The sequence below is a fragment of the Streptomyces sp. NPDC088794 genome, from assembly GCF_044750545.1.
In the GTDB taxonomy this organism is placed as follows: Bacteria; Actinomycetota; Actinomycetes; order Streptomycetales; family Streptomycetaceae; genus Streptomyces.
Window position 1 is genome coordinate 585913 of record NZ_JBIVKB010000002.1, and the last position, 25020, is coordinate 610932.

General features: G+C 71.3%; 26 protein-coding genes. 7 read left to right on the forward strand and 19 right to left on the reverse strand.

Annotated features, from left to right (window positions below; genetic code table 11):
- Nucleotides 1-24 precede the first annotated feature (24 nt).
- Both ACIP6U_RS07205 and ACIP6U_RS07210 read right to left on the reverse strand, forming a co-directional pair.
- Nucleotides 25-846 (reverse strand): polysaccharide deacetylase family protein, encoded by an 822-nt coding sequence (locus ACIP6U_RS07205; protein WP_401713944.1) that lies wholly within the window; start codon nt 844-846, stop codon nt 25-27.
- Complete coding sequence (locus tag ACIP6U_RS07210; protein WP_401713945.1) at nt 843-1802, reverse strand: polysaccharide deacetylase family protein; 960 nt, start codon at nt 1800-1802, stop codon at nt 843-845. Before ACIP6U_RS07210 ends, ACIP6U_RS07205 begins: the two co-directional genes overlap by 4 nt.
- A 90-nt stretch (nt 1803-1892) precedes the next feature.
- Here ACIP6U_RS07210 and ACIP6U_RS07215 point away from each other — a divergent pair, with 90 nt between their 5' ends.
- Complete coding sequence (locus tag ACIP6U_RS07215) at nt 1893-3053, forward strand: methyltransferase domain-containing protein (RefSeq protein WP_401713947.1); 1161 nt, start codon at nt 1893-1895, stop codon at nt 3051-3053.
- A gap of 18 nt (nt 3054-3071) precedes the next feature.
- On the opposite strand, the gene ACIP6U_RS07220 is transcribed toward ACIP6U_RS07215, so the two are convergent.
- The 6 genes from ACIP6U_RS07220 to ACIP6U_RS07245 form a co-directional block, all read right to left on the reverse strand.
- Entirely contained in the window at nt 3072-5093 is a 2022-nt protein-coding gene (locus ACIP6U_RS07220) for a cell wall-binding repeat-containing protein (protein ID WP_401713948.1), read from the reverse strand.
- Nucleotides 5094-5283: 190 nt separating this feature from the next.
- Nucleotides 5284-6510: an RNA polymerase sigma factor gene (locus ACIP6U_RS07225; protein ID WP_401714428.1), complete on the reverse strand. Its 1227-nt coding sequence runs from the start codon at nt 6508-6510 to the stop codon at nt 5284-5286.
- Nucleotides 6511-6647: 137 nt separating this feature from the next.
- Nucleotides 6648-7004: a YciI family protein gene (locus ACIP6U_RS07230; RefSeq protein WP_401713950.1), complete on the reverse strand. Its 357-nt coding sequence runs from the start codon at nt 7002-7004 to the stop codon at nt 6648-6650.
- A gap of 197 nt (nt 7005-7201) precedes the next feature.
- Nucleotides 7202-8254 (reverse strand): LCP family protein, encoded by a 1053-nt coding sequence (locus ACIP6U_RS07235; RefSeq protein WP_401713952.1) that lies wholly within the window; start codon nt 8252-8254, stop codon nt 7202-7204.
- Nucleotides 8255-8335: 81 nt separating this feature from the next.
- The gene (locus tag ACIP6U_RS07240) at nt 8336-9694 is read right to left on the reverse strand and encodes an endo-1,4-beta-xylanase (RefSeq protein WP_401713954.1); all 1359 of its coding nucleotides are present in this window, start codon (nt 9692-9694) and stop codon (nt 8336-8338) included.
- 81 nt (nt 9695-9775) lie between these two features.
- Nucleotides 9776-10846 (reverse strand): LacI family DNA-binding transcriptional regulator, encoded by a 1071-nt coding sequence (locus tag ACIP6U_RS07245; protein WP_401713956.1) that lies wholly within the window; start codon nt 10844-10846, stop codon nt 9776-9778.
- Nucleotides 10847-10979: 133 nt separating this feature from the next.
- Here ACIP6U_RS07245 and ACIP6U_RS07250 point away from each other — a divergent pair, with 133 nt between their 5' ends.
- On the forward strand, nt 10980-13304 hold the full coding sequence (locus tag ACIP6U_RS07250) for a glycoside hydrolase family 3 N-terminal domain-containing protein (protein ID WP_401713958.1): 2325 nt from the start codon (nt 10980-10982) through the stop codon (nt 13302-13304).
- Here the strand turns inward: ACIP6U_RS07250 and ACIP6U_RS07255 are convergent.
- On the reverse strand, nt 13223-13432 hold the full coding sequence (locus ACIP6U_RS07255) for a DUF397 domain-containing protein (RefSeq protein WP_401713960.1): 210 nt from the start codon (nt 13430-13432) through the stop codon (nt 13223-13225). The genes ACIP6U_RS07250 and ACIP6U_RS07255 overlap by 82 nt on opposite strands.
- On the reverse strand, nt 13429-14262 hold the full coding sequence (locus tag ACIP6U_RS07260; RefSeq protein WP_401713962.1) for a Scr1 family TA system antitoxin-like transcriptional regulator: 834 nt from the start codon (nt 14260-14262) through the stop codon (nt 13429-13431). The genes ACIP6U_RS07255 and ACIP6U_RS07260 overlap by 4 nt, the downstream gene beginning before the upstream one ends.
- Before the next feature lie 86 nt (nt 14263-14348).
- Between ACIP6U_RS07260 and ACIP6U_RS07265 the strand changes: the two genes are divergently transcribed.
- The 3 genes from ACIP6U_RS07265 to ACIP6U_RS07275 all read left to right on the forward strand — a co-directional run bounded on the left by ACIP6U_RS07265 (nt 14349) and on the right by ACIP6U_RS07275 (nt 16267).
- Nucleotides 14349-15023, forward strand: coding sequence for a DUF998 domain-containing protein (locus ACIP6U_RS07265; RefSeq protein ID WP_401713964.1), 675 nt, complete (start codon nt 14349-14351; stop codon nt 15021-15023).
- A complete protein-coding gene (locus tag ACIP6U_RS07270) occupies nt 15020-15658 on the forward strand; it encodes a TetR/AcrR family transcriptional regulator (protein WP_401713966.1) in 639 nt (212 codons plus the stop codon). Before ACIP6U_RS07265 ends, ACIP6U_RS07270 begins: the two co-directional genes overlap by 4 nt.
- Before the next feature lie 96 nt (nt 15659-15754).
- Nucleotides 15755-16267, forward strand: a complete 513-nt coding sequence (locus ACIP6U_RS07275) for a hypothetical protein (protein WP_401713967.1) — start codon at nt 15755-15757, stop codon at nt 16265-16267.
- Here the strand turns inward: ACIP6U_RS07275 and ACIP6U_RS07280 are convergent.
- From ACIP6U_RS07280 to tsaB, 4 genes are read right to left on the reverse strand one after another with little or no spacing between them, the layout of a single operon-like run.
- A complete protein-coding gene (locus ACIP6U_RS07280; RefSeq protein WP_401713969.1) occupies nt 16218-16475 on the reverse strand; it encodes a hypothetical protein in 258 nt (85 codons plus the stop codon). The two genes, ACIP6U_RS07275 and ACIP6U_RS07280, sit on opposite strands and share 50 nt — an antisense overlap.
- Nucleotides 16472-17584, reverse strand: a complete 1113-nt coding sequence (tsaD, locus tag ACIP6U_RS07285; RefSeq protein ID WP_401713971.1) for a tRNA (adenosine(37)-N6)-threonylcarbamoyltransferase complex transferase subunit TsaD — start codon at nt 17582-17584, stop codon at nt 16472-16474. Before tsaD ends, ACIP6U_RS07280 begins: the two co-directional genes overlap by 4 nt.
- Entirely contained in the window at nt 17577-18086 is a 510-nt protein-coding gene (gene rimI / locus ACIP6U_RS07290; protein WP_401713973.1) for a ribosomal protein S18-alanine N-acetyltransferase, read from the reverse strand. Before rimI ends, tsaD begins: the two co-directional genes overlap by 8 nt.
- Nucleotides 18083-18742 carry a tRNA (adenosine(37)-N6)-threonylcarbamoyltransferase complex dimerization subunit type 1 TsaB gene (gene tsaB, locus ACIP6U_RS07295; protein ID WP_401713975.1) on the reverse strand — a complete coding sequence of 220 codons (660 nt, stop codon included), beginning with the start codon at nt 18740-18742 and terminating at the stop codon, nt 18083-18085. Before tsaB ends, rimI begins: the two co-directional genes overlap by 4 nt.
- Before the next feature lie 218 nt (nt 18743-18960).
- Between tsaB and ACIP6U_RS07300 the strand changes: the two genes are divergently transcribed.
- Nucleotides 18961-19518, forward strand: coding sequence for a hypothetical protein (locus ACIP6U_RS07300; RefSeq protein ID WP_401713976.1), 558 nt, complete (start codon nt 18961-18963; stop codon nt 19516-19518).
- A 19-nt stretch (nt 19519-19537) separates the two neighbouring features.
- Here the strand turns inward: ACIP6U_RS07300 and ACIP6U_RS07305 are convergent, their stop codons facing one another.
- The 4 genes from ACIP6U_RS07305 to alr form a co-directional block, all read right to left on the reverse strand.
- Nucleotides 19538-19711, reverse strand: coding sequence for a hypothetical protein (locus ACIP6U_RS07305; RefSeq protein WP_401713978.1), 174 nt, complete (start codon nt 19709-19711; stop codon nt 19538-19540).
- A gap of 158 nt (nt 19712-19869) precedes the next feature.
- Nucleotides 19870-20382 carry a tRNA (adenosine(37)-N6)-threonylcarbamoyltransferase complex ATPase subunit type 1 TsaE gene (tsaE, locus tag ACIP6U_RS07310; protein ID WP_401713979.1) on the reverse strand — a complete coding sequence of 171 codons (513 nt, stop codon included), beginning with the start codon at nt 20380-20382 and terminating at the stop codon, nt 19870-19872.
- The gene (locus tag ACIP6U_RS07315) at nt 20348-21598 is read right to left on the reverse strand and encodes an alpha/beta fold hydrolase (protein WP_401713980.1); all 1251 of its coding nucleotides are present in this window, start codon (nt 21596-21598) and stop codon (nt 20348-20350) included. Before ACIP6U_RS07315 ends, tsaE begins: the two co-directional genes overlap by 35 nt.
- Before the next feature lie 120 nt (nt 21599-21718).
- Nucleotides 21719-22894 carry an alanine racemase gene (gene alr / locus ACIP6U_RS07320; RefSeq protein WP_401713981.1) on the reverse strand — a complete coding sequence of 392 codons (1176 nt, stop codon included), beginning with the start codon at nt 22892-22894 and terminating at the stop codon, nt 21719-21721.
- Nucleotides 22895-23082: 188 nt separating this feature from the next.
- On the opposite strand from alr, the gene ACIP6U_RS07325 reads away from it, so the two are divergent.
- Nucleotides 23083-24081: a phosphotriesterase gene (locus ACIP6U_RS07325; RefSeq protein ID WP_401713983.1), complete on the forward strand. Its 999-nt coding sequence runs from the start codon at nt 23083-23085 to the stop codon at nt 24079-24081.
- Here ACIP6U_RS07325 and ACIP6U_RS07330 read toward each other — a convergent pair.
- Nucleotides 24078-24989, reverse strand: coding sequence for a L,D-transpeptidase (locus ACIP6U_RS07330; protein ID WP_401713984.1), 912 nt, complete (start codon nt 24987-24989; stop codon nt 24078-24080). The genes ACIP6U_RS07325 and ACIP6U_RS07330 overlap by 4 nt on opposite strands.
- Nucleotides 24990-25020: the final 31 nt, after the last annotated feature.

Here is a 25020-nt window from a genome sequence, read left to right on the forward strand (position 1 = left end):
CACGACCGGCATCGAGACCTCGCCCTAGACGTAATCCTCCAGCCGTCCCACCGTAAGTCCCGCCTTCTCCGCCTCCCGCAGTACCCCTACCGTCCGTTCCCGCAGGGTCAGGCCCGCTGTCTCGTCCGAGGGGATCGACACGATGTCGCCCGGCCGCAGCCGCCGCGCCCCGCCGTCGTATGTCAGCGCGCCGTCGTCTGCCGCCGCGGCCCGCCACAGCACCACCGCCGACACCCCGCAGTCCCCCGCCGCCCGCAGCGTCGTCGTGTCGTACGTGCCGTAGGGCGGGCGGAACAGGCGGGGGCGGAGGCCGAAGCGGGCGCGGAGTTTGTCCTGCTGGCCGCAGATCTCGGCGCGCTGGCCGAGGTAGGGCAGGCCGCGCAGGGCGGCGTGGTCGAGAGTGTGGTTCTGGATGCTCGCGCCGACCGACTGGAGCCGCGCGAAGTGGCCGTAGCCCGGTCCCACCACGCTGTCGGTGAGGAACATGCTGACGGGCAGCCGGAGTTCGCGGACCATGTCGACGAAGCGCGGGTCCTGCTCGGCGCCGTCGTCGTACGTGAGGAAGACCACCTTGTCGCGGGTGGGGACATGGGAGAGGACCGGAGGCAGCCCCGGACCTGCCGAGCGGGCGGCCGGGAGTCGGACGGCCCGCGGGGCCGGGGCGAGGGGGGCGGTCAGGCCCCAGCGGCGGTACGGCGGCTGCGCGGCGCCGGCCGGCCCGTGCGGGCGTACCCGCTGGGCCGCCTTCCTGCCCAGCCGCTCGATCGGGTCGACGGACTGGGCGCAGCCGGCGAGCAGCGCGGCCGCGAGGACGCCGGCCAGCAGGCCCCGGCCCCGCGTTTTCACAGGTAGTCCTCCAGCCGGGCCACCGCGTAGCCCTGGGCCGTGACCTTGTCGAGGAAGCGGCGGACCATGTCGGGCATGGTGCCCTTCCAGTCCTCGCGGCCCCGGAAGTGGCTGAGCACGATGTCGCCGGGGTGCAGGTCCCGGTCCCACTCGCGGTACTCCCAGTGGTCGACGAAGACCTCCTCGTCCCAGATCGGCGCGTACTTGATGCCGCAGTCCTTGGCGGCGCGCAGGGTGTCCTGGTTGTAGTTGCCGAAGGGCGGGCGGAAGAGGGTGGGGCGCTTGCCGTACCGCTTCTCGATCACGTCCTGCATGCCGCAGATCTCGTGCTTCTGGCGGCGGTAGGACAGGGCCGGCAGGTAGGGGTGGTGGAGGGTGTGGTTGTTCAGGACGACGCCCCGGTCCTGCATCTTCTTGAAGTACGGGTAGTCGTCCTTGATCAGGTAGTCGCTGAGGAAGGCCGTGTACGGGATCTTCAGGTCGCTCATCATCCGCAGGAACGCCGGGTCCTTCTCGGCGCCGTCGTCGATGGTGAGGAAGACGACCTTCTCCTTGGTGGGGATCGTGGTGAAGACCGGCGGGAGGTTCAACTCCTCCTGGTCGTCCACCTCGAAGCCCTTGCGGGCGGTGATCTCCGGCTTGTGCGCGGGGGCGGCGGGCGCGGTCAGCGGGACCGTCCGCAGGCCCCAGCGCTTCGCGGCGGCGACCCGGGCGGCATGGGCGGCACGCAGTCGCGTGGCGTACGCGTCGAGGGCACGGGCGGGTGCCGCCTTGAGCACCTGCTGGCCCGGCGCCGGCCGCACCGCATGCCCGTGCCCGCGCCCAGCCCCACCGTCCGGGCCGCCGTCCTGCGCACAGCCGGCGGCGAGGGCGGCGACGGCGAGCACGGCGATTCCGCCACGGACCCGCCGACCCCAGAACGACCCATTTTTGTCATTTTGTACGACTGCTCGCATGGTGCCGGATCCTCGCAGGCCAGGCCCCTGCTCCCGGCCCGACACCGCGGCCGGCGGCACACCATCCACCGACTGGCCCACAATGACCCGGTGAACGACCTCGCCCTCCTCCTCACCCCGCAAGGCCGCGCCCTCCTCCACGAGGTCCGCGACACGGCCCCGGCCGACGAACTGACCGTCGCCACCCGGCTGCGCCGCGAGCACCCCGCCGAACTGGTGTCGGCGGCGCTCGGCCAGGCCCGGCTGCGGCAGCGGGCGGTGGCGAAGTTCGGGGCGCAGGACGCGGCGCGGATGTTCTTCACGCCGAACGGCGTCGAGCAGTCGACGCGGGCGAGCGTGGCGACGTACCGGGCGCGGCGGCTGAAGGCGCAGGGGGTGACGTCGCTGGCCGACCTGTGCTGCGGGATCGGTGGGGACGCGATCGCGCTGGCGCAGGCCGGGATCCGGGTGCTCGCCGTGGACCGGGACCCGCTGACGGCGGCCGTGGCCCGCGAGAACGCGGCGGCGCTGGGTCTCGCCGAGCTGATCGAGGTGCGAGAGGCCGACGTCACCGACGTGGACACGGCGGGCTGGGACGCCGTCTTCGTCGACCCCGCCCGGCGCGGCGGACGCGGCCGGATCTTCGACCCGGAGGCCTACTCGCCGCCCCTGTCCTGGGCGATCGAGGCCGCGCACAAGGCGCCCCGCGCCGCGCTGAAGGTCGCCCCCGGCATCCCGCACGAGGCGGTGCCCGGCGCGGCCGAGGCCGAGTGGATCTCGGACGGCGGGGACGTGAAGGAAGCGGTGCTGTGGTTCGGAACCGAGCCGGGCGCGATGCGCGCGACCCTGCTGCCGGGCCCGCGCACGCTGCTCGGCAGGGGCCTCCCGGATCCCCAAGTCCGTTCCGTGGGGCGCTACTTGTACGAGCCCGACGGCGCCGTCATCCGCGCCCATCTGGTCGCCGAGGTGGCCGAGGAGCTGGACGGCGGCCTGATCGACCCCACGATCGCCTACGTCACCGCGGACGAACTGCACCCGACCCCGTATGCCACCGCCTACGAGATCACCGATCAACTGCCCTTCAATCTCAAGAAGTTGAAGGCGCTGCTGCGGGAGCGGGAGGTCGGGGTGCTGACCGTGAAGAAGCGGGGGTCGGCGGTGGAGCCGGAGGAGTTGCGCAGGAAGGTCAAGCCGCAGGGGCCGAACTCGGCGACGGTCTTCCTGACACGCGTCGCGGGGGCGCCGACCATGTTGGTCGGCGCCCCCGCTTAGGGCGTGACTACCGCTGCCCTACTGGTGGTTGGCCGTCCTGAGCGGTCCCAGGTGCGGATCGGCCGTCACCGGGCCGGACTTGGCCGGGGTGGCGGCGGGTCCCGCGGTGTCCGCGCGCAGTGACTGCGCGCTCGTGGCCGGGACGCCGTTGTAGAACGGCACGTACGTGAACTGGCTGCCGTTCGCGCTCATCGCCGCGCCGGCCGTGTTCAGCGTGCCCGCCGTGACCGAGGACGTGGGTCCGAAGGCGATCGCGGACTGCGTGCCCGCGGACTCACGGAGCAGGTAGCTCTTGGGGTCGGCGGACAGGTCGGGCTTCGAGGTCCACAGCAGCGGCGCGTAGATGTTCATCGCCGCACCCGCCGAGACGCCGTCCCGCCAGGCGCCGGTGTAGGCGAACGCCACCTGACTGGGCACGGTCCACCAGAACTTGGCGAGGGCCACCGAGAGCCCCTCGCTCGTGCCCGAGGTGACCGGGTAGTAGTAGTACGTCGACGGCCACTTGGAGAACGAGGTGTGCGTCAGCGCGTACTTCGCGTCCGAACCGACCGGGATGACCATGGTCTTGTCGGGGTTCACGCTGTTGAGGTACGACTTCACCGCCGACGTCAGCTTCTTGCCGTTGCTGAGGACGAAGGTCGCCGTGCTCGCGGTGCCGTCGGAGCCCGCCGCGGAGGCCGCCGGGAGGGCCGCCTTGTAGTCGGTGCCGCTGGCCAGGAACACGTACTTCGGGGCGGTGGTGATCGCCTTGGACACCTTGACCGAGGTGTCGTAACGGTCCACGCCCGAAAGCCGCTTGGGCACGTAGCCGAGCGCCTTGACCTGGGTGGAGACGTTCGTGGCGAGGGTCGAGGTGCCGCCGAGCAGCCAGACGGACGCGCCCTTCTTCAGGGTGCGCTTCAGCTCGTTCTTCACCGCCGTCGACAGACCCGTCTTCGGGGTCATCAGCACCGGGCCCCGCTTCTTGCCGGCCAGGGCGGGCGCGGTGAGCGAGTACGCCGTGCTGTCGCGGTTGATCAGCACCGCGGACTTGGCGTCCAGCAGGCCGGGCGAGCTGGAGCCGAGGGTGTTCCAGCTCCAGCGGGAGGCGGCGATCGCGGTGGCGTAGCTGTCGCTGCCCCAGACGCGGGCGGTGGTGTTCTTGCGCAGCGGCTGCCAGCTGGGGTTGCTGCCGTGCGCGCCGCCCGGGACCGCGGTGAGGGCGCCGCTCGCCACGTCCGCGTACTCGGTGGTGTGCGTGTCGACGCCGTTCGCCGAGGTCTGCACGTCGAAGACGATCCGGGTGCCGGTGGGCGACCAGGACGGGTTGGCGTAGGAGCGGGCGTCGGTGGTCAGCTGCGTGACGCCGGTGCCGTCGGCCTTCGCCGTGAAGACCTGCCCGTCGCGGACGAAGGCCAGCTTGGTGCCGTCGGGCGACCAGGCGGGCTGCGTGGCGTCGGTGAGGACGCGCTTGACCGTGTTCGTGGACCCCGTGTAGACGTACACGCCCGGGGTGCTTGAGCAGGTGCCGGTGCGGCGCTCGAAGGCGACCAGGCCGGCGGTGTTCACGGTCGGCTCGGTGTCGCAGACCGTGGACGGCTCAAGGGAGTTGGACAGCAGCGGGGCCGGGGCGTAGGAGCCGTCGGAGGGGCCGTAGGCGAGCTGGCCGCCGGTGGCGAAGGCCACGTAACGGCCGCCCCACCCGAAGGTCAGGTCCGTGTAGGTGGCACTGGAGCGCATGCCCTCGGCCCGGGGCAGGGTGATCTTCGTGGTGCCGCCGGTGCGGACGCTGGTGATGGTCTGCCCGTTGATGACGGCGAAGCGGCTGCCGTCCGGCGCCCAGGCCGCGTACTCCCCCGAGCCTGCGCCCGGTACCGCGGTGGCCGCGCCGGTGGCCGGGTCGACCAGCCACGGCCCGTCGGTCAGGATCCTGCCCTCGGTGCCCGGCCAGGGCCCGGCGTCGTCGGCGACGGCACCGGGCGCGGTGGCCAGGGTCCCTACGGCGGCGAGTGCCGCCGCGGTGGCGAGCGCCGCGACATGGCGGCGCGTGAACGGTCTCAAGTTGTTGTCTCCCCCACGGATCGGATGACGTCATCCGGTCGATGTCCGGTCGATTCGATGCCGCGCGCGGCCGGGTCGGCGTCTGTCCCCCAGGCGACCACACAGCCGATGCTCAGCGGCCGGATCACTGTAGTGCGCAACGAGGCGGGAGGGGAACAGAGTTACGAGTAAACAGTGGGGTGGTTCCAGGTCAAGAGCGGCACTTCCCGGCCCGGTCCAGCAGCATCTCCCGCTCCCGCTCGTTGCGCGCGAGCCCCGCCGCCCGTACGAACTCCTCGTGCGCCTCCGCCGTACGCCCCAGCCGCGCCAGCAGGTCGCCGCGGACGCTGGGCAGCAAGTGGTAGTCCTTCAGGGCGGGTTCGGCGGCGAGGGCGTCGACGATCGCGAGCCCTTCGGCCGGTCCCTGGGCCATCGACACGGCGACCGCGCGGTTGAGTTCGACGACCGGGGAGGGCGCGCGGACCGCCAGCAAGCCGTAAAGCGTGGCGATCGTGCGCCAGTCGGTCTCCTCGTAGCGGTACGCGTGGGCGTGGCAGGCGGCGATGGCGGCCTGGAGGGCGTACGGGCCGGGGGCACCGGTGGAGGTGGCGTCGGCGCGGCCCAGGGCGGTGATGCCGCGGGCGATCAGCATGCGGTTCCAGCGGCGGCGGTTCTGGTCGGCGAGCAGCACGGGCTCGCCGTTCGGTCCGGTGCGGGCGGCCGTGCGGGACGCCTGGAACTCCAACAGCGAGGTCAGCGCGTGGACTTCGGGCTCCTTCGGCATCAGCCCGGACAGCACGCGGGCAAGCCGCAACGCGTCCTCGCACAGCGCCGGGCGCAGCCAGTCGTCGCCGGCGGTGGCCGCGTACCCCTCGTTGAAGATCAGGTAGATGACGTCGAGTACGGAGCCCAGCCGGGCCGCTCGCTCGGGGCCGTAGGGCACCTCGAAGTCGACGTTCTTCGTGGCGAGGGTGCGTTTGGCGCGGACGATGCGCTGGGCGACCGTCGGTTCGGGGGTGAGGAAGGCGCGGGCGATCTCGGCGGTGGTGAGGCCGCCGAGCAGGCGCAGGGTGAGGGCGATGCGGGCCTCGGCGGACAGCACGGGGTGGCAGGCGGTGAAGACGAGCCTGAGCAGGTCGTCGTCGATGTCCTCCGGGTCGGCCGGCTCCTCGGGCGGGGCGGTGGTCTCCAGGTCGCGGCCGATCTCCTGGAGCTTGCGGGCGTAGTTCTCCCGGCGCCGGATCAGGTCGACGGCGCGGTGGCGGGCGGTGGCCATGAGCCAGGCGCCCGGGTTGTCCGGCACGCCGTCCCGCGGCCACTGCTCCAGGGCGGCGACGAGCGCGTCCTGGGCGAGTTCCTCGGCGATCCCGATGTCACGGACGATGCGGGCGACGCCGGCGATGATCCGAGGGGATTCGATGCGGAAGACGGTCTCGATGGCGGGACCGGGGTCGGCGGGTGCCGGTCGGTCGTGCGACTGTCGGCCGCCGGGGGGCTGTGGGCTCACAGCCCCCCATTCGACACCCGGACCGGCGCAGGACCAAGGACGACCGGCATACGGACGAGCGCGGCCGCTCAGCCCTCCATGATCTCCCGCACCTCGCAGGTCACCGTCCAGAACTCCTCGTGCACCTTCAGGAACCGCTTGGTCCACTCCAGGGCCTCGGCGCGGTCCTTGCACTGCATGATCGCGTAGCCGCCGACGACCTCCTTGGACTCGGTGAAGGGCCCGTCGGTGACGCTGATCTCGCCGTTCTCCCAGTGCACCTTCATGCCCTGCGCCGTCGGGGTGAGACCGGCGGTGTCGAGCATCACCCCGGCCTTGGTGACCTCCTCGATCAGCTCGCCCATGCGCTGCATCAGCTCGGGGCTGGGTCCCTCGGCGGGGGCGGTCTTCTCGTCGATCTGCACGAGCGACAGGTAACGGGGCATGGTGCCCTCCTCATTCGATGCGGGGCCGGGTCCTTCCCGGCCTCTCACCCCTGCGTCGATCGGGATCCGGCCGGATCGACACGACCGCCGGAATTCTTCGAAGATTTTTTCCCGGGGTACGTTTCCGCAGGCCGAGCCGTTTTCCCGTACAGGAGCCCGCCCACGAGGGCACCGAAGGCGAGCACCGCGGCAGCCCGTCAGCGCAACGACTCCCACAGATCACTCGCCGCCGGCTCCTTCGCCACCACCCGGTTCGAGTCCGACGGTGCCGGTACCACCGGCATCATCACCGTCTTGAGATCGCTCGCCGACAACGACTTCAGGCTCTGCCCGAGACGCATCAGTTCACTCAACGAGTTCAGGCCCGTGTCCGTCGTCAGGCTGTCCGTGACCGCGTCGGCGACCTCGTAGAGCTTGGCTGGGTTCGTGAGGAGGTTCGTGGACGAGATCTGCGTCAACAGGGCTTTTACCAGCTTCTGTTGGAGGCCTATCCGGCCCAGGTCGCTGCCGTCGCCTATGCCGTGCCGCGTCCGCGCCAGCGCCAGCGCCTGCGTGCCGTTGAGGTGGTGCGTGCCCGCCTTCAGGTGCAGGTGGCTGTCGTCGTCGTCGATGTCCTCGTCCGTGGTGACGGTGACACCGCCGAGGGCATTCACCAGCTTCGCGAAGCCCGCGAAGTCGATCTCTATGTAGTGGTCCATGCGGACGTTCGTGATCGACTCGACCGTCTTGACCGCGCACACCGGCCCGCCGACCGAATAGGCGCTGTTGAACATCGAGTTGTACGCCACCGACGTCGAACCCCCGGAGGACAGGGGGCAGGAGGGCCGGGTGACCAAGGTGTCGCGCGGGATGCTCACCACCGTGGCGCTGGTCCGGCCCGCGTCGATGTGCACGACCATCGCCGTGTCCGAGCGCGCGCCCGAGCTGTCGCCCCCGCCGAGCTCCTGGTTCGCCTTGCCGCTGCGCGAGTCCGAGCCCAGCACCAGGATGTTCACGGCACCGGTGGGCAACGGGGACGGCGACACGCTCGCCGAGGCGGACGGGGTGGTGACCCCCGGAGCCGGGCGGTCGTCGCCGAGTGCGCTGTTGATGTCGACGCTCTTGATGTTGTTGTTGAGATGCCAGTAGGCCCAGCCGGCCGCCGCCACGGTCAGCACCAGCGCGCCCGCGAGAGCGAGGCCGACGGCCTTCAGCACGCGTGGCCGCCGGCCCGTTCGTCTGCCCTCGTCGCCGCTCTCGTCTCCCGTCACGGAAGGAACGTAAGTCCGAATTATTAGGAGACTGTTAGGGGAAGCGTCCCAGGACGGTTTTCTTCGGAAAATCTCACATTCTCAGCCGAGCGTCACGGTCGGCACCGGGTTGCTCCCGCTCCACGACCCGTTGAACCCGAAGGTCACCGAGCCCCCGTCCGGCACCGACCCGTTGTACGAGGCGTTCGCGCAGCTCACGGTCGCGCCCGACTGTGCGCAGACCGCGTTCCAGGCCTGCGTGACCTGCTGGCCCGCCCCGAAGGTCCAGTTCGCGTGCCAGGAGGAGAGCGAGGCCCCGGAGCAGGCGATCGTCACCTGGCCCGTGAACCCGGTGTTCCACTGGCTGGTCACCCCGTACGTCGCCTTGCAGGCGCCTGTCGGCGGGGTCGTCGTGCCTCCGCCCAAGGCTTCCGCGATCGCGTAGTACGCCGGTTTCGGCCCGTAACTCTCGTCGTACGGTGTCGCCGCCCCGTACCCCGGGAACGTGCTCGGCACCCAGGAGTCGGAGTCGGTGAAGCCCCAGACGGTGACGTTGACGCAGCGGGTGACGGCCACGCACGCGGCGACCACGGCCTTGTAGTCGGCGGCCTGCTGGGCGAGCTTCGCGCTGTCCGCCGGCAGTGCCATCCGTACGTCCAGCTCGGTGATCGCCACGTCGACGCCGAGGTCGGCGAAGCGCTGGATGTTCTGCTGGAGGGTGGCCGGGACCTGGCCGAGGATCAGGTGGGCCTGGAGACCGACGCCGTCGATCGGGACGCCCGCCGCCTTCAGGGACTTGACCAGGTTGTACAGGGCGGTCGACTTCGCGTTGACACCCTCGACGTTGTAGTCGTTGATGTACAGCTTGGCGGCCGGGTCGGCCGCGCGGGCCCAAGTCAGCGCCTGCGCTATGTAGTTGGCGCCAAGGCCGTTGTACCAGAGGGTCGAGCGGTAGGTGCCGTCCTCGTTGAACGCCTCGTTGACCACGTCCCACGCGGCGATCTTGCCCTTGTAGCGGCCGACCTCGGTGTTGATGTGGTTCTGGAGGAGCGTGCCGAGCTGGGCCGACGTCCAGCTGCCGTTCGTCAGCCAGCTCGGGTTCTGGCTGTGCCAGACCAGGGTGTGGCCGCGTACCTGCTGGTTGTGGGCCTGCGCGAAGGCGACGATCTGGTCGGCCTCCGCCCAGTTGAAGGAGCCCTGGGTCGGCTCGACCGACCCCCACTTCATGGCGTTGCCGGGGGTGAGCGAGTTGAACTGCGCCCCCGCGATGTCGCCGTACGACCCGGTCAGCTTGGAGCCGGTGACCGCCGTACCGACGACCTTGCCCTTCGCGGCGGCCAGATCGCGCAGTGGAGTGTCGGCCGCGTGCGCCACGGGTGCCGTGACCAGCATCGCGGCGCCGACCACAACTGCCGCCAGCGACAAGCCCGTTCCCGGTAAGCCTGTTCTCAGAGATCTCATGCGGGTGCCTCCGAAAGTTTCGGTCGATGAACCGATTGGCTTCGGAGGAGTGTGGGCGCGCCCGCACCACCCGTCAATACGTCACCTTCCGGCCACCGGCGGCGCCCCCGTGCTGCTGCGCACCACCAGGCTCGTCGCCAGCTCCACCCGCGTGGCCACCGGCGGTTGATCCTCGCGCCCCAGGTCGAGGACGAGCTTGCCCGCCGCCTCGGCCATCTCCATCAACGGCTGCCGTACGGTCGTCAGCGGCGGCCCGATCCAGCGGGCGATCGGCAGATCGTCGAAGCCGACCACGCTCAGGTCCTCCGGGATGCGCAGCCCCAACTCCCGCGCGGCCTCGTAGAGTCCGAGCGCCTGGAGGTCGTTGAGGGCGAAGACGGCGGTCGGGCGGTCCGGGCGGCGCAGCAGCTCCAGACCGTGCCGGTAGCCGGCCTCGTGGTGGAAGTCGCCGGTCGCGATCAGCGCCGGGTCGACCGGCAGGCCCGCGGTCTCCAGCGCGGCCCGGTAGCCGTCCACCCGCGCGCGGCTGCACATCATGCGGGTCGGCCCGGTGATCGCGCCGATGCGGGTGTGACCGAGGTCGATCAGGTGCCGGGTGGCGGCCAGGCCGCCCTGCCAGTTGGTGGCGCCGATCGAGGGCACGTCCACACCGGGGTCGCCGGCCGGGTCCATCACCACAAACGGGATGGAGCGGCTGGTCAGCAGGGCGCGCTGGGACTCGTCGAGTCCGGACAGTACGAGGATCACGCCGTGCGGCCGGCGGGCGGCGACCTGGTCGGCCCAGGTCCGCCCGGGTGTCAGCCGCCCCGCGCTCTCGCTGAGCACCACGCTCAGACCGTGCTCCCGGGCCACGTTCTCCACGCCCCGGATGACCTCCATCGCCCAGGCGCTCTCCAGTTCGTGGAAGACGAGGTCGATCAGGGGTGAGCGGCTGGCCTCGGCGCGGCGGCGCCGGTAGCCGTGCGCGCGCAGCAGGTCCTCGACGCGGCTGCGGGTGGCCGGGGCCACGTCCGCACGGCCGTTGAGGACCTTCGAAACAGTCGGCGCGGACACGCCGGCCTCGCGGGCGATCTCCGCGAGGGTCGCCGTCTGCGAGGACCGGCCTGCCGTCGGCGTCGCCGTCCGGGTTTCCACGGGCTCCGGGGGTGTCATGGCGGCGATCGTATCCCTGCGCGACCTCTTGACGAACCCCACACACCGCCCTAGGTTCCCGGAACATTCGATAGATGCGTCGAAACATTCGCGAGAGGGTCAGCCACACCCCCTCGACCAGAGCAGGAGTTTCATGACCACCGCCCCCTGGCGTGACCCAGCCCTGCCCACCGCCGCCCGCGTCGACGACCTCCTCTCCCGGATGACCCTCCAGGAGAAGACCGCCCAGCTGTACGGCGTCTGGGTGGGCGCCGCCACGGACGGCGACGGAGTCGCGCCCCTACAGAGCGAGATGACCGCCGCCTACGACTGGGACGAGCTGATCACCCACGGCCTGGGCCAGCTCACCCGCTCCTTCGGCACCGCCCCCGTCGACCCCGCCCTCGGCGCGCGCGCACTGGCCCTCGCCCAGCACCGGATCGCGGCGGCGGGCCGGTTCGGCATCCCGGCGATCGCCCACGAGGAGTGCCTGGCCGGCTTCACCGCCTGGGGCGCCACCGCCTACCCCGTGCCCCTCGCCTGGGGCGCCACCTTCGACCCGCCCCTGGTCGAGGAGATGGCCCGCGCCATCGGTCACGACCTGCGCGCGGCCGGCGTCCACCAGGGCCTCGCCCCCGTCCTGGACGTCGTCCGCGACCCGCGCTGGGGCCGGGTCGAGGAGACCATCGGCGAGGACCCGTACCTGGTCGGGACGGTCGGCGCGGCCTACGTCCGGGGGCTGGAGTCGGCCGGGATCATCGCCACCCTCAAGCACTTCGCCGGGTACGCCTCCTCGGCGGGCGCCCGCAATCTCGCTCCCGTGCGCGCGGGCGTCCGCGAGTTCGCGGACATCACCCTGCCGCCCTTCGAGATGGCGTTGCGCGAGGGCGGCGCGCGTTCGGTGATGGCCGCGTACACCGACACGGACGGCGTCCCGGCCTCGGCGGACCCGGGACTCCTGACCCAACTCCTGCGCGAGGACTGGGAGTTCACCGGAACGGTGGTCGCCGACTACTTCGGCATCGGCTTCCTCCAGACCCTGCACCGGGTGGCGGGCACCCCGGCCGAGGCGGCGCACGCGGCGCTGGCGGCCGGGATCGACGTGGAGCTGCCGACGCTGAAGTGCTACGGGCAGCCGCTGCTCGACGCGGTGCGGGCGGGTGAGGTGCCCGAGGCCCTCGTCGACCGGGCCGCTCACCGAGTGCTGGTGCAGAAGTGCGAGTTGGGGCTGCTGGACGAGGGCTGGAGCCCGGAGCCGACGGAGACGATCGACCTGGACTCGACCACCAACCGCGCGCTCGCCCGGCGCCTGGCCGAGGAGTCGGTGGTGCTGCTGGACAACCCGGACGGCGTCCTGCCCCTCTCCCCCGACACCCGGATCGCGGTGGTCGGCCCGCGCGCCGCCGACTCCCTTGCCATGCTCGGCTGTTACTCCTTCCCGTCCCACGTGCTCACCCACCACCCCGAGGTGCCGATGGGCATCGAGATCCCGACCGTCCTGGAGGCGCTGCGGGCCGAACTCCCGGACGCCAAGGTGACGTTCGCCGAGGGCTGCGGGGTGTCCGACCCGGACGACTCGGGGTTCACGGAGGCGGTGGCACGCACGTCGGAGGCGGACGTGTGCGTGGCGGTGCTCGGCGACCGGGCGGGCCTGTTCGGGCGGGGCACCTCCGGCGAGGGCTGCGATGTGGCGGACCTGCAACTCCCGGGCGTCCAGGGCGACTTGCTGGACGCGCTGGTCGCCACGGGGGTCCCGGTGGTCCTGGTCCTGCTCACCGGCCGCCCCTACGCCCTGGGCCGCTGGCACGGCCGACTGGCCGCCGTGGTCCAGGCGTTCTTCCCGGGGGAGGAGGGCGGCCCGGCAGTCACGGGGGTGCTGTCGGGCCGCGTCAACCCGTCCGGGCGGCTACCGGTGAGCGTCCCGCGGGTGCCGGGCGGCCAGCCGTGGACCTACCTCCAGCCGCCCCTCGGTCTCGCGGGCGAGGTCAGCAACCTCGACCCGACTCCGCTGTACGCCTTCGGCGAGGGGCGGTCCTACACGACGTTCGCCTGGGAGGACTTCACCGGCGGCTCCGCCCAGGAGATCGGCACGGACGGTACGTACGATCTCGCGCTGACCGTCCGGAACGCCGGGGAGCGGGCGGGGGCGGAGGTCGTCCAGCTGTACCTGCACGACCCGGTGGCCTCGGTGACCCGCCCTGATGTCCGGCTGATCGGTTACCAGCGTGTGGAGTTGGAGCCGGGTGAGGCTCGCCGGGTGACGTTCCGATTCCACGCGGACCTGTCGGCGTTCACCGATCGGCGGGGGGTCCGGGTGGTGGAACCGGGTGCGCTGGAACTACGGCTCGGCGCGTCCAGCGCGGACATCCGGCATACGGCACGCATTCAACTCACGGGTCAGCTGAGGGAGTTGGACGCTTCCCGCGTACTGCGCTGTGCGACGAAGGTGGACCAGGCGGCGGGGCCGACGGTGAGGTGAGGGCGGGTGCGGTCTTTGGTGTCGCGGATGTGGATGGTGGCGGGGGTGAGGGCGACCTCTATGCAGTTGTCGCCCTCGGTGCCGCTGTAGCTGGACTTGAACCAGGCCAGCTGAGTGGTGTCGCTCATAGCTCTCCTCTGATGCGCTCCAGCAGGCTCACGGAGTCCAGCGGGCTGAGAGCCTGTGAGCGGAGTGTTGCATAGCGGCGGTGCAGGACGGCGGCCACTTTCGGGTCAGTGATCAACTGGCCGGTCTTCTGCCCCTCCGAGTAGGCAAGGTGCCCGCCCTCCTGCGTCTCCAGCAGCGCCAACGGCCCGTCAAGGCCCGCGTGCACCTGGCAGTCGAGCGACATCACCTGGATCTCCACATTGCGGAGTTGGGCATAGCCCAACATGTGGTCCAACTGGACTCGCGCAACCTCTGCGCCGCCCAACTGCCGCCGCACGATGTGCTCGTCCATGACGAAGCTGAAGGACGTGTTGGGGCGCTCGGTGAGCATCCGCTGACGCTCCATACGTGCCACCGCCTGTGCATCCACCTGCTCGTCCGACAACGGCGGAATGCTGTTCCCGAACACCGCCCGCGCATACGGCTCCGACTGCAACAGCCCCGGAACCAACCGGCATTCATAGGTCGCCAGACTCACCGCCTCCCGCTCCAGCTGGGCCCACCTCCGGAACCACGCCGCGAACCCCGGTTGCCGCCCCACCCTCCCGAACGCCTTGCGGAGCGCCCCCGTGTTGCCAAGTGCCGGCTCCGCCATCTCCACGAACTGCTCGTCCGCGAGCCGCCGTCCCAACTCGATGGACGCGATGGAGTGCTTGGACAGATGAACCCGCTCCCCCAACTCCTCCCGGCTCATTCCCGCATGCTCCCGCAGCCCCTGCACGAACGCGCCGAACGTCCTCATGCTGTCCGACGCCTCGGGCTCCCCGCCTACCTCGATGCCACCGCTCATGCACTCAGAGTGACGAATCTCGGCCCACCGCGCACCCATATCCATTAAACGGATAGATCCATCCACTTACTGCTACCGTGGATCTCATGACACAGAAAAGAACCTGGCTGTCGCTGGGAGCCGTCGTGCTGGTCGTGAACGCCCTCCAGTGGGTGATCTCGGAGGCGGTCACCGCCGGGGCGTGGAAGAGCCCGTCCTACCGCTACGCCTACAACTACATAAGCGACCTGGGCGTACCCGACTGCGGCGTGGAGTTCCAGGGCCGCGACATCTGCTCGCCGTCGCACGACGTGATGAACACGTCGTTCATGGCCCAGGGGATCCTGTTCGCGATCGGCGTGCTGCTGCTGGCCCGCATGCTGGAGGGCAGGACGCGGCGGATCGTGTCGGTGCTCGCGGTCGCGCACGGCGTGGGGTTCGTGATGGTCGGGATCTTCCACGGTTCGCCGGACGGGGCGTCGTACGTGCTCGCCCTGCACCTCGTGGGCGCGCTGATCGGCATCGTGTGCGCGAACACGGTGGTGATCATGGCGGGGCGGATCAAGAGCCTGGACCTGCCGAAGCCGTACCGCGTCTTCAGTGTGACGGTCGGTGTCCTCGGCCTGGTGAGTGAGCTGGGCGTGGGGATCTCGACCAGCACGGCCGGGGCGTTCGAGCGCGGCGGCGTCTACTCGTGGCTGCTGTGGAGCGTCGTGACCGGCGTACTGCTGCTGGCCAGGAACCTGCGCCGGCCGGCCGTCGTGGAGAATGCCTTGGTGTGAGCGAGGACAGGCAACGCCCGCTGCGCGCGGACGCGGAACGGAACCGACGGCTGATCATGGACACGGCCGAGCGCCTGTTCGCGGAGCGGGGCTCGGTGGCCACGCTCAACGAGATCGCGCACGAGGCCGGCGTCGGGGTCGGCACGGTGTACCGCCGCTTCCCGGACCTCGCCTCCCTGATGAACGCGCTGTTCGCCGAGCGGTTCACCACGTTCCTCCAGCTCGCGGAGACCGCTGCCGACCACGCGGAGGCGGGCCAGGCGCTGCGGCACTACCTCGTGGAGGCGGCGCGCCGGCGGGCCGGTGACCCGGCGCTGGACGTGATCCTCGCCCACGCGGACCTGGAGGTGGCGCCGGCCGCGGGGATGCGCGACGAGCTCGGCCGCCGGGTGGACGCCCTGGTGGAACGGGCCGTGGCGGCGGGCGCGGTCCGCGAGGGCTTCGCCAGCACCGACGTGTACGCCTACCTGTACATGATCGGCGCCGTCGCCGACCGCACCCGTGACGTCGCGCCGGACGCCTGGCTCCGCTATGTCGACGTCCTGCTGAGGGGCTTCGGCCTGGAACCGGCGACGGCGATGCGGCAGCCCGCGATGACCGACGCGCAGATCCTCGGCACCTGGCCGAAGCCCTGAGCGGACCGGCGCCGCGCCGGTACAAGGCTGGTCGAACCGGGCACCCTGGAACTACCGTTGGTGAGATCCGGTACACGGGGGACACGGGGGAACGTGATGGGCAGGTACGTACATCAGGAGTTGCTGGCAGCGCTGGCGATGCTGGCCGGCATCGCCGTCGGCGTGGCGGTGGCGGTCGAGGTACGGGACGAGGACCCGATGTCGGGCCGCGGCGTGGCCGTGACGGCCGCATTCGCGGTCGCCTACCTCGTCGCGACGGCGCTGCTCAGGTCGAGCCGGCTCAAGTGGATCGGAAAGGTGCGGGAGTTCGACGCCGCGGTGCCGCGGCCGGGTGCCGACACGCCGGCCGACCGCGTCTACTACGTGCGGATGCTCGTGCTGTTCGTGCTCGCCGCCGTGTTCACCTCGTACCTCGGGTTCGCGGTGTTCATCCCCCTGATGCTGGGCCTGAACTGGCTCATCCAGGGCGCGGTGGCCGCCCGTTGGGAGCGCCGGAACGGCAAGGTGCTGTGGCGCGGGTACCGCAGGGACGAGCCGTGGAAGCTGTCGTACACGTCCGCTAGTCCGTCCCCAGTGACTCGAACCGCCACCGATGGACCGGCCGTGTGATCAACTCGCCGTCCGGCTCCGGGAGTTCGGGCAGCTCGGCGTCGTAGGCCGCGTCCCACCAGGTGATGACGAGGACGCGGTCCTGCGGGCCGCGGAAGGACTCCCGGCGCACGGGTGTCAGCGGCAGCTCCAACTCCCGTGCCCAGGCGAGCAGTTCGGCGCCCCGACCCTCGACGGCCCGCGCCTCCCACATCAACGCGACGGTCACGAGTACAGGTTGTCCTTGCTGACCTCGTGCACATGGTCGTGGTCGTGCGCGTGGTGGTGGCCCGGCACATGCGTCTCGGTCACCGGCAGCGACGAGTCCGCCGACAGATCCCAGTCGGAGGCGGCCCGGTTCCGCGCGACCATCTCGGCACCGAGCGCCGCGACCATCGCGCCGTTGTCCGTGCACAACTTGGGCCGCGGCACCCGCAGTCGGATGCCGGCCGCCTCGCACCGCTCCTGGGCCAGCGCCCGCAGCCGCGAGTTGGCGGCCACCCCGCCGCCGATCATCAGGTGGTCGACGCCCTCGTCCTTGCAGGCCCGTACGGCCTTGCGGGTCAGCACGTCGACAACGGCCTCCTGGAAGGAAGCCGACACGTCCCGCACCGGCACGTCCTCACCGGCCGCCCGCTTGGCCTCGATCCAGCGGGCCACGGAGGTCTTGAGCCCGGAGAAGGAGAAGTCGTAGGCCGGATCGCGCGGCCCGGTGAGCCCGCGCGGGAACGCGATCGCCTTCGGGTCGCCCTCCTTCGCGTACCGGTCGATGACCGGGCCGCCGGGGAAGCCCAGGTTGAGCACGCGGGCGATCTTGTCGAAGGCCTCGCCCGCCGCGTCGTCGATGGTCGCGCCCAAGGGCCGTACGTCCGACGTGATGTCGGTCGAGAGCAGCAACGACGAATGACCGCCGGAGACCAGCAGGGCCATCGTCGGCTCGGGCAGCGGGCCGTGCTCCAGCTGGTCCACGCAGATGTGCGAGGCCAGGTGGTTGACGCCGTAGAGGGGCTTGCCGAGCGCGTAGGCGTACGCCTTGGCGGCGGTGACGCCGACCAGGAGGGCGCCGGCGAGCCCGGGACCGGCGGTGACCGAGATCCCGTCCAGGTCCTTCGCGCTCACCCCTGCCTCCTTCAGCGCGCGCTCGATCGTCGGCACCATCGCCTCCAGGTGCGCCCGGGAGGCGACCTCGGGGACGACACCGCCGAAGCGGGCGTGCTCGTCGACGCTGGAGGCGATGGCATCGGCGAGCAGGGTGGTGCCGCGGACGATGCCGACGCCGGTCTCGTCGCAGGAGGTCTCGATGCCGAGGACGAGCGGCTCGTCCCGGGTGTCAGCCATTGATCTCGGTTCCTCGCACTGAAGTCGTGGGGTCGGTCAGACGCATCACCAGCGCGTCCACGTTGCCGGGCTGGTAGTAGCCGCGGCGGAATCCGATGGCCTCGAAGCCGAAGCGCTCGTAGAGCTTCTGGGCGCGGATGTTGTCGATCCGGCACTCCAGCATCACTTCGGCGCACTCGAAGGCCGTGGCCGCGCGCAGCAGTTCGGTGAGGATCAGTCCGCCGAGGCCGGTGCCCCAGTGGTCGCGGGCGACCGCGATGGTCTGCACGTCGCCCAGGTCACCGGAGGCGGCGAGGCCCCCGTACCCGACCGTCCGTCCTGCGCCGTCCTCGGCGACGACGTAGCGGCGGGTCGCCTCGGCGCCGCGCGCGTGGGCCAGTTCGGACCAGAACATGCCCCGGGACCACGTGTCCTCGGGGAAGAGTTCCTTCTCCAGCTCCAGCACGGAGTCGATGTCCCACCAGCGCATCTCGCGCAGTCGGGGGGTCGCGGGTGTGGTCACTTGGGGGTGACCACCTTGTAGTTCTTGGGGACCTGGGCATCGGGCCGGCGCAGATACAGCGGCCGGGGCGGGGGCAGTTCCTCACCGGCCGCCAGTCTCTCGGCGGCCAGCCCCGCCAGCGCGGCGGCCGACACGTGCTCCGGCTCGTGCGCCTGCGGGAAGGTGTCCGGGTACAGCAGCGCGCCCGCGCCGACGGCCGGCATCCCGGCCACCCGCTCGGCGATGTCGGCGGGCCGGTCGACGGCGGGGTCGGTCAGCCGGGTGCGCGAGTCGGCGTACGTCGCCCAGTAGACCTCTTTGCGCCGGGCGTCGGTCGCGACGACGAAGGGCTGCCCCACCCCGACATCGGCGGCGTACGCGAGACCGTCCAGCGTGCACAGTCCGTGCACGGGGACGCCGAGCGCGAGCCCGAACGTGTCGGCGGTCATCAGCCCGACCCGCAGTCCCGTGTACGGACCGGGCCCGATCCCTACGACGATCCCGGTGACGGCGTCGAGCCTCAGCCCGGCGTCGGCGAGCACACGGTCGACGGCCGGCAGCAGCAGCTCCCCGTGCCGACGCGCGTCCACCTGGCTCGACGAGGCGATGACGTCCGTACCGTCGTGCAGCGCGACGGTGACGGCGGGGGTGGCGGTATCCAGAGCGAGCAAGAGCACACAAACAGCCTACGGCTCCCCGGGCTCCCTGTCGGACGTCCCACCACCACGCCCTCATTCACACCCGGGGTGTGCCCGAACGGGCTGTGAGGGCGGGCCGCGCGGGGCACCCGAACGGACCGGCGACGACTCGGGCACGGCGGCCCGGACCTGCGGACGTTCACTGCTACGGTCGCCGGGAATCGCTACGTACGACGTGATGGCTGAGGTGGGCGACGGTGGCAGGCGGCAGCTCCGGGTTCGTGTTGGGACTCACCACGGCGGCGCTCGCGTCGGTCGGTTTCCTCGCCTACCAGGCGTCCGCGAGCGTCCCGGCCGGCCTTTCGGGACCGGACAAGAGCGGCAAGCCCTCGGTGGCCGCCTCGAAGGCGCCCCGCGACAAGAAGAACCCCGTGGCCCTGCCCGCCGGCTCCGGCAAGGGCGAGCGGGTCGTGTACTCGGTGGACGACGACCGCGTGTGGCTGGTCGGCGCGCGCGACAAGGTCCGGCGCACCTTCAAGGTCACCCCGGGCACCGTCGACCCGTCCCTGGGCAGCTACTCGGTCACGTCCCGTTCGAACGCCATCACCGGAACGGACGGCACCCCCATCGAACACGTGGTGCGCTTCGCCACGGAGGACGGCGTGGCCATCGGCTTCAGCGCGGCCGTGGAGAACGCGCCGTCCCCGACCCCCGGCGCGTACGTGCGCACGGGCGGCATCCGCGAGTCCCGCGCGGACGGCGACGCGATGTGGGAGTTCGCGACGATCGGCGAGCCGGTCGTGGTGATCCGCTGAGCAGGCGGATCCCCTGAGGTCAGGCCGCTTTGCGGTGCTCGGCCGGCGGCTGGGCCACCTCGGGGTCCGGCAGGCGCGGCGGGGTGGAGACGGCCCGCGCGGCGGCGCACGAGGCCAGCAGGTCCCGCATGGACACCCCGGACGCCCGGTGCGCGGGCACCTCGTCCCGTTCCACTCGTTCCGTGACCGACATGGACGCCTCCTGGGTTCGGGGGCGGGCGTAGTTAGGCAGACCTAACTACCGATTGAGTACCATGTGACCACGCACAAGACACCAAACGCAATATCTTGCCGACGCGTTGTCGGAACCTTCATCAAAACCGACCATTCGCCGTCAGGCGGACAGCACGCTCAGGCCGACAGCACACTCAGGTCGGCGGCGGCCCACCGCTCCCCCAGCCCCGTCAGCGTCACGTGCCGCACCTCGTCCGTGGTGTCCCCGACGGCCCGGTGGATGACGACGTTCAGCCGGTCGTCGGTCAGCTCCTCGACCTTGCCCTCGCCCCACTCCACGACGATCACCGAGTCGGACAGCGAGACGTCGAGGTCGAGGTCCTCCATCTCGTCCAGCCCGCCGCCCAGGCGGTACGCGTCGACGTGGACCAGCGGCGGCCCCTCCCCCAGCGAGGGATGCACGCGTGCGATCACGAACGTCGGCGAGGTGACCGCGCCCCGCACCCCGAGCCCCTCGCCGAGCCCCCGGGTGAGCGTCGTCTTGCCCGCGCCGAGCTCCCCGTTGAGCATCACGAGGTCGCCGGCGCGCAGCAGTTTCGCAAGCCGGCGGCCCAACTCCCGCATCTGGTCGGGGGAGGTGACGGTCAGTTCGGTCTCAGCCCGGCTGTGCGGTGCCGCTGGTGCTTCCATAGCCACCCACGGTAGCTCCTGCCGGTACGGCGCCCGCACGGGTCAGCAGGTCCGCGAGCCGGTCCGTGACCACCTCCGGGTGCTCCAGCATGACCAGGTGCCCGGCGTCCGGGACCAGCACCAGCTCGGCGTCCGGCAGCAGGTCGGCGATGGCCTCGCTGTGCTCGCTGGGCGTGACGAGGTCCTTGACCCCGGCAAGCACCAGCACCGGCAGCTCCTTGAAGTGGGCGAGCGCCAGCGTCTTGTCGTGGTCGGTGAACGCCGGGTAGAACTCGGCGACCACGTCGATCGGCGTGGACTCGATCATCCGCTCCGCGAACCGCTCGACCGCCGGATCGATGTCCCGGGTCGCGAACGAGTACCGCTTGATGATCCCGGCGAACAGGTCGGCGGTGGCCCGCCGTCCCTTCTCCACCAGCGCCGCCTGCGTCCCGAGCGCCTTCAGCACGCCCGGCAGGATCCGCCGCACCGCGTTGACCCCGGCCACCGGCAGCCCGAAGTTGACCTCGCCGAGCCGTCCGGACGACGTACCGATGAGCGCGACGCCGAGCACGCGGTCGCGGATCAGCTCGGGGTACTGGTCGGCCAGGGCCATCACCGTCATTCCGCCCATGGAGTGTCCGACCAGCACGATCGGCCCCTCGGGCACGGCCGCGTCGAGCACGGCCTTCAGGTCGCGGCCCAGTTCGTCGATGGTGACCGGCACGCCGTCCTGGTGCTGCCGCACGCCCCGCCCGGACCGCCCGTGGCTGCGCTGGTCCCAGTACACGGCGCGGACGACACCGCGCAGGGCGGCCCGCTGGAAGTGCCAGGAGTCCTGGCTGAGGCAGTAGCCGTGGCTGAAGACGACGGTGACGGGAGCGGGCGCCTTGCGGCCGAACAGCCGGCGCCGGCGCGGACCGATCGAGGGCACGGCCTCGGGGTCGACGTCGTCGACCTCGTAGTACAACTCCGTGCCGTCGTCGGCGTACGCCCTGCCGGGCATGCCGCGCAGCCCGCCGTACGGTCCCGTCGAGTCGAGCGCGAGCTTGGCCTTCTGGCGCATCCCGCGGCCGACCGTCAGCCGCTCGATGGCGACACCGGCCGCCGCGCCCGCCGCGATCACGCCTATCGCGGCGCCCGCGATCCCGGTCGCCCTGCGCCAGTTGCCGCCCGCCGCCGTGGCGGAGGCTACGGCTGCGACGGCCTCGACGGCCTCCGCACTGCTCTCGCTCACGTGTATCGCTCCTCTTCGCCGGACTGCTGTTCGCCGGATCGGGTGATGGTGTGGCACAGGTCGTGAGGTGTCCCCGAGGGGGTTACCCCACCTGTTCCCTGTTCACAGCTCGTTCCTCGTTCAAGTAGCCGTATTCACATAGACGCGAGGAACGCGCGTTCCGATGCGCGTGACGATCTCGTACGCGATGGTGCCCGCGGCCTGCGCCCAGTCCTCGGCCGTGGGCTCGCCCCGGTCGCCGGGTCCGAACAGCACCGCCTCCGTGCCGGGCGGCGGCTCGTCCCCGCCCAGGTCGACGACGAACTGGTCCATCGCGACCCGCCCCGCGACCGTCCGCCACTTGCCGTCGACCAGGACGGGCCCGGTGCCGGAGGCGTGCCGCGGGATGCCGTCCGCATAGCCGACGGGCACGAGGCCGAGGGTGGTCTCGCCGGGGGTGGTGTAGTGATGCCCGTAACTGACGCCGTGACCCCCGGGGACGTGCTTCACGAGGGCGATGTTCGCCGCGAGCGTCATCACCGGGCGCAGTCCGAAGTCGGCCGGGGTGCCGACCTCCGGACTGGGCGAGATGCCGTAGAGGGCGATCCCGGTGCGGACGAGGTCGAAGTGGGCCTCGGGGAGCGTGAGCGTGGCCGGCGAGTTGGCGATGTGCCGCACCTCGGGGCGCACGCCCTGGCCCTCGGCGTACGCCAGCATCTCCCGGAAGAGGGTGAGCTGGGCGGCGATGGAGGGATGCCCCGGCTCGTCGGCGCAGGCGAAGTGGGACCAGAGCCCGGTGATCCGGACCAGCCCCTCCGCCTCGGCGCGCAGGGCGGCGCCGACCAACTCGGCCCAGTCGTCGCCCGGTTGGCACCCGTTGCGCCCGAGTCCCGTGTCGGCCTTGAGCTGCACGCGCGCGGGGATCCCGGCGGCGCGCGCGGCCTCCGTGACCTCCTCCAGGGCCCACATCCCGCTGACGGACACGTCGATGTCGGCCTCGATCGCCTCACGCCAGGGTCCGCCGGGCGTCCACAGCCAGCACATGACCCGCACCCGCTCGGGCGTGAGCCCCTCGGCCCGCCGCAGCGCGAGCGCCTCCTCGGGCGTCGCCGTGCCGAGCCAGCCGGCCCCCGCCTCGACGGCCGCGCGGGCGCACGACACCGCACCGTGGCCGTACGCCTCGGACTTCACGACGGCCATGAGCCGCGCACCCGGCGCCAGAGCGCGCAGGGTCCGCACATTGGCCCGCAGGGCGGCCAGATCGATCTCGGCACGGGCGCGCAGCGGTGCGGTCGGGGCGGTGGCTGTCTCATTCATGACGTCCCCAGTCTCTCAGAGGCGTGCGACAACACCGGGAACCCGTCCGGTGGTCCGGCGCAAGGGCGTTCCCGGCCGAGGTGCGCGTCCGCGGGAAAGGAGTGCGCGCCGGCGCGAAAGACGGCCGTACCGGCCCGCTGTGAGAGTCGTTCCGGCAGCACGACTCACACCACCACCGAAGGACACGCATGCCCTCGTCACCGGAAATGTCACCGGACACGTCACCTGTAGTACAGACCGTCCGCGGCCCCGTGGCGGCGAGCGACCTCGGCACCGTGCTGATGCACGAGCACGTCTTCGTCCTCAGCGAGGAGCTGCGGCAGAGCCTGCCGGAGACCTGGGACGAGCAGGAGCGGATCGCCGACGCGGTGACCCGGCTGAAGGCCCTGGCCGCGACCGGCGTGACCACGATCGTCGATCCCACCGTCATCGGCCTCGGCCGCGACGTCGCGCGCGTGGCCGAGGTGAACGCCCAGGTCGACCTCAACATCGTCGCGGCCACCGGCGTGTACACGCTCACCGACGTCCCCCACTTCTTCCGCTACCACGGACCGGGCACGCTCCTCGGCGGCCCCGAGGCCATGACCGAGCTGTTCGTGCGCGAACTCGCCGTGGGCATCGCGGACACCGGCATCAGGGCCGCGTTCCTCAAGTGCGCGATCGAGAACGAGCTCACCCCGGGCGTGGAGCGGGTGCTGCGCGCGGTGGCCCAGGCCCATCTGCGCACCGGCGCCCCGATCACCGTGCACACCAGCGCGCAGGCCCGTACCGGGCTGGTCGCGCAGGACATCCTGCGCGGCGAGGGCGTGGACCTCGGGGCGGTGGTCATCGGCCACAGCGGTGACACCGCCGACCTCGACCACCTGCACCGGCTCATCGACAACGGCTCGTACGTCGGCATGGACCGCTTCGGCCTCGACATCCTGCTGCCGGGCGACCAGCGGGTGGCGACGGTCGCGAAGCTCGCGGCCGAGGGCTTCGCCGACCGGATGGTGCTGTCGCACGACGCGTCCTGCCACATCGACTGGTTCCCGCCGGGCGTGCGCGAGCGGATCGCGCCGAACTGGCACTACACGCACCTGCACGACGAGGTGCTCCCGGCACTGCGCGCCGCGGGCGTCACGGCGGACCAGCTGACGACCATGCTGGTCGACAACCCGCGCCGCTACTTCACGCCCCTCGCCTAGTTGCCGGGCCGGTGTCCCCACACGTACACCCGGTCGCCCTTCTTCAGCACACCCCACAGCTTCCGGGCGTCGCCGAGCCGTAGGTTGACGCAGCCCCAGGACCCGGTAGTCGTGTAGATGCTCCCGTAGACGGCGTGGAAGGCCTGCCCGCCGTCGAAGAACTGGGCATACGGCATGGGCGAGTTGTACAGCGTCGACCAGTGGTTCTTGTGCTTCCAGAAGACCTTGTGCCACCCGAGCCGGGTCCGGTGCCCGGTGCGCCCGCTGCGCATCGGCACCGGCCCGAAGACGACCTTCTTGCCCTTCTGCACCCAGGTCAGCTCGCGATTGAGATCGACACAGGCGACCCGGTACGACTTCACCGGGCACAGCTTCTTGGCGTTGGGATTCTTCCGGGCCCCGATGTACTGCATGGTCGCCCAGGTCACGGGCCCGGCGAACCCGATAGCGGGCTTGATCTTCTGCTTCAACTGAAAGTTCCGGATGGCCTTGCAGTCGGCGGCCGACTGCTTCCCGTCCGCCTTGCGCTTCAACCACCGCTCGACCGGCCGCTGATAGGGCCCGGTCCGCTTGCTGCACGCCACCTTCGCGACGGCGTCCCCGAGCGGCACGTACTCGACGAGGTCGTACGTCCCCTCCGCCGCGTCCCGCGGTTCCACGGCATCCTCCGCCCGCGTGGGCGTGTACACCTGCGGCGGCAACACCTGGTCGGGCGTATCGATCTGCCAGGGCTGATACGGGCCCGGAGCCACCCCGGGCACCAGCTCGGCCTCCGGACCGGAAACGGCGGGAGCGGGCGGCACGGGCGCGGCCCAGGCGGTACCGCCGGAAAGGGCCGTGACGGGAAGGGCCGTCACGACGGCGAGGACCACGGCAACACTGCGACATGCGATACGTCTGCTGATCATGCGATCAGAGAAACGTGCCCGGCGCCCGGGA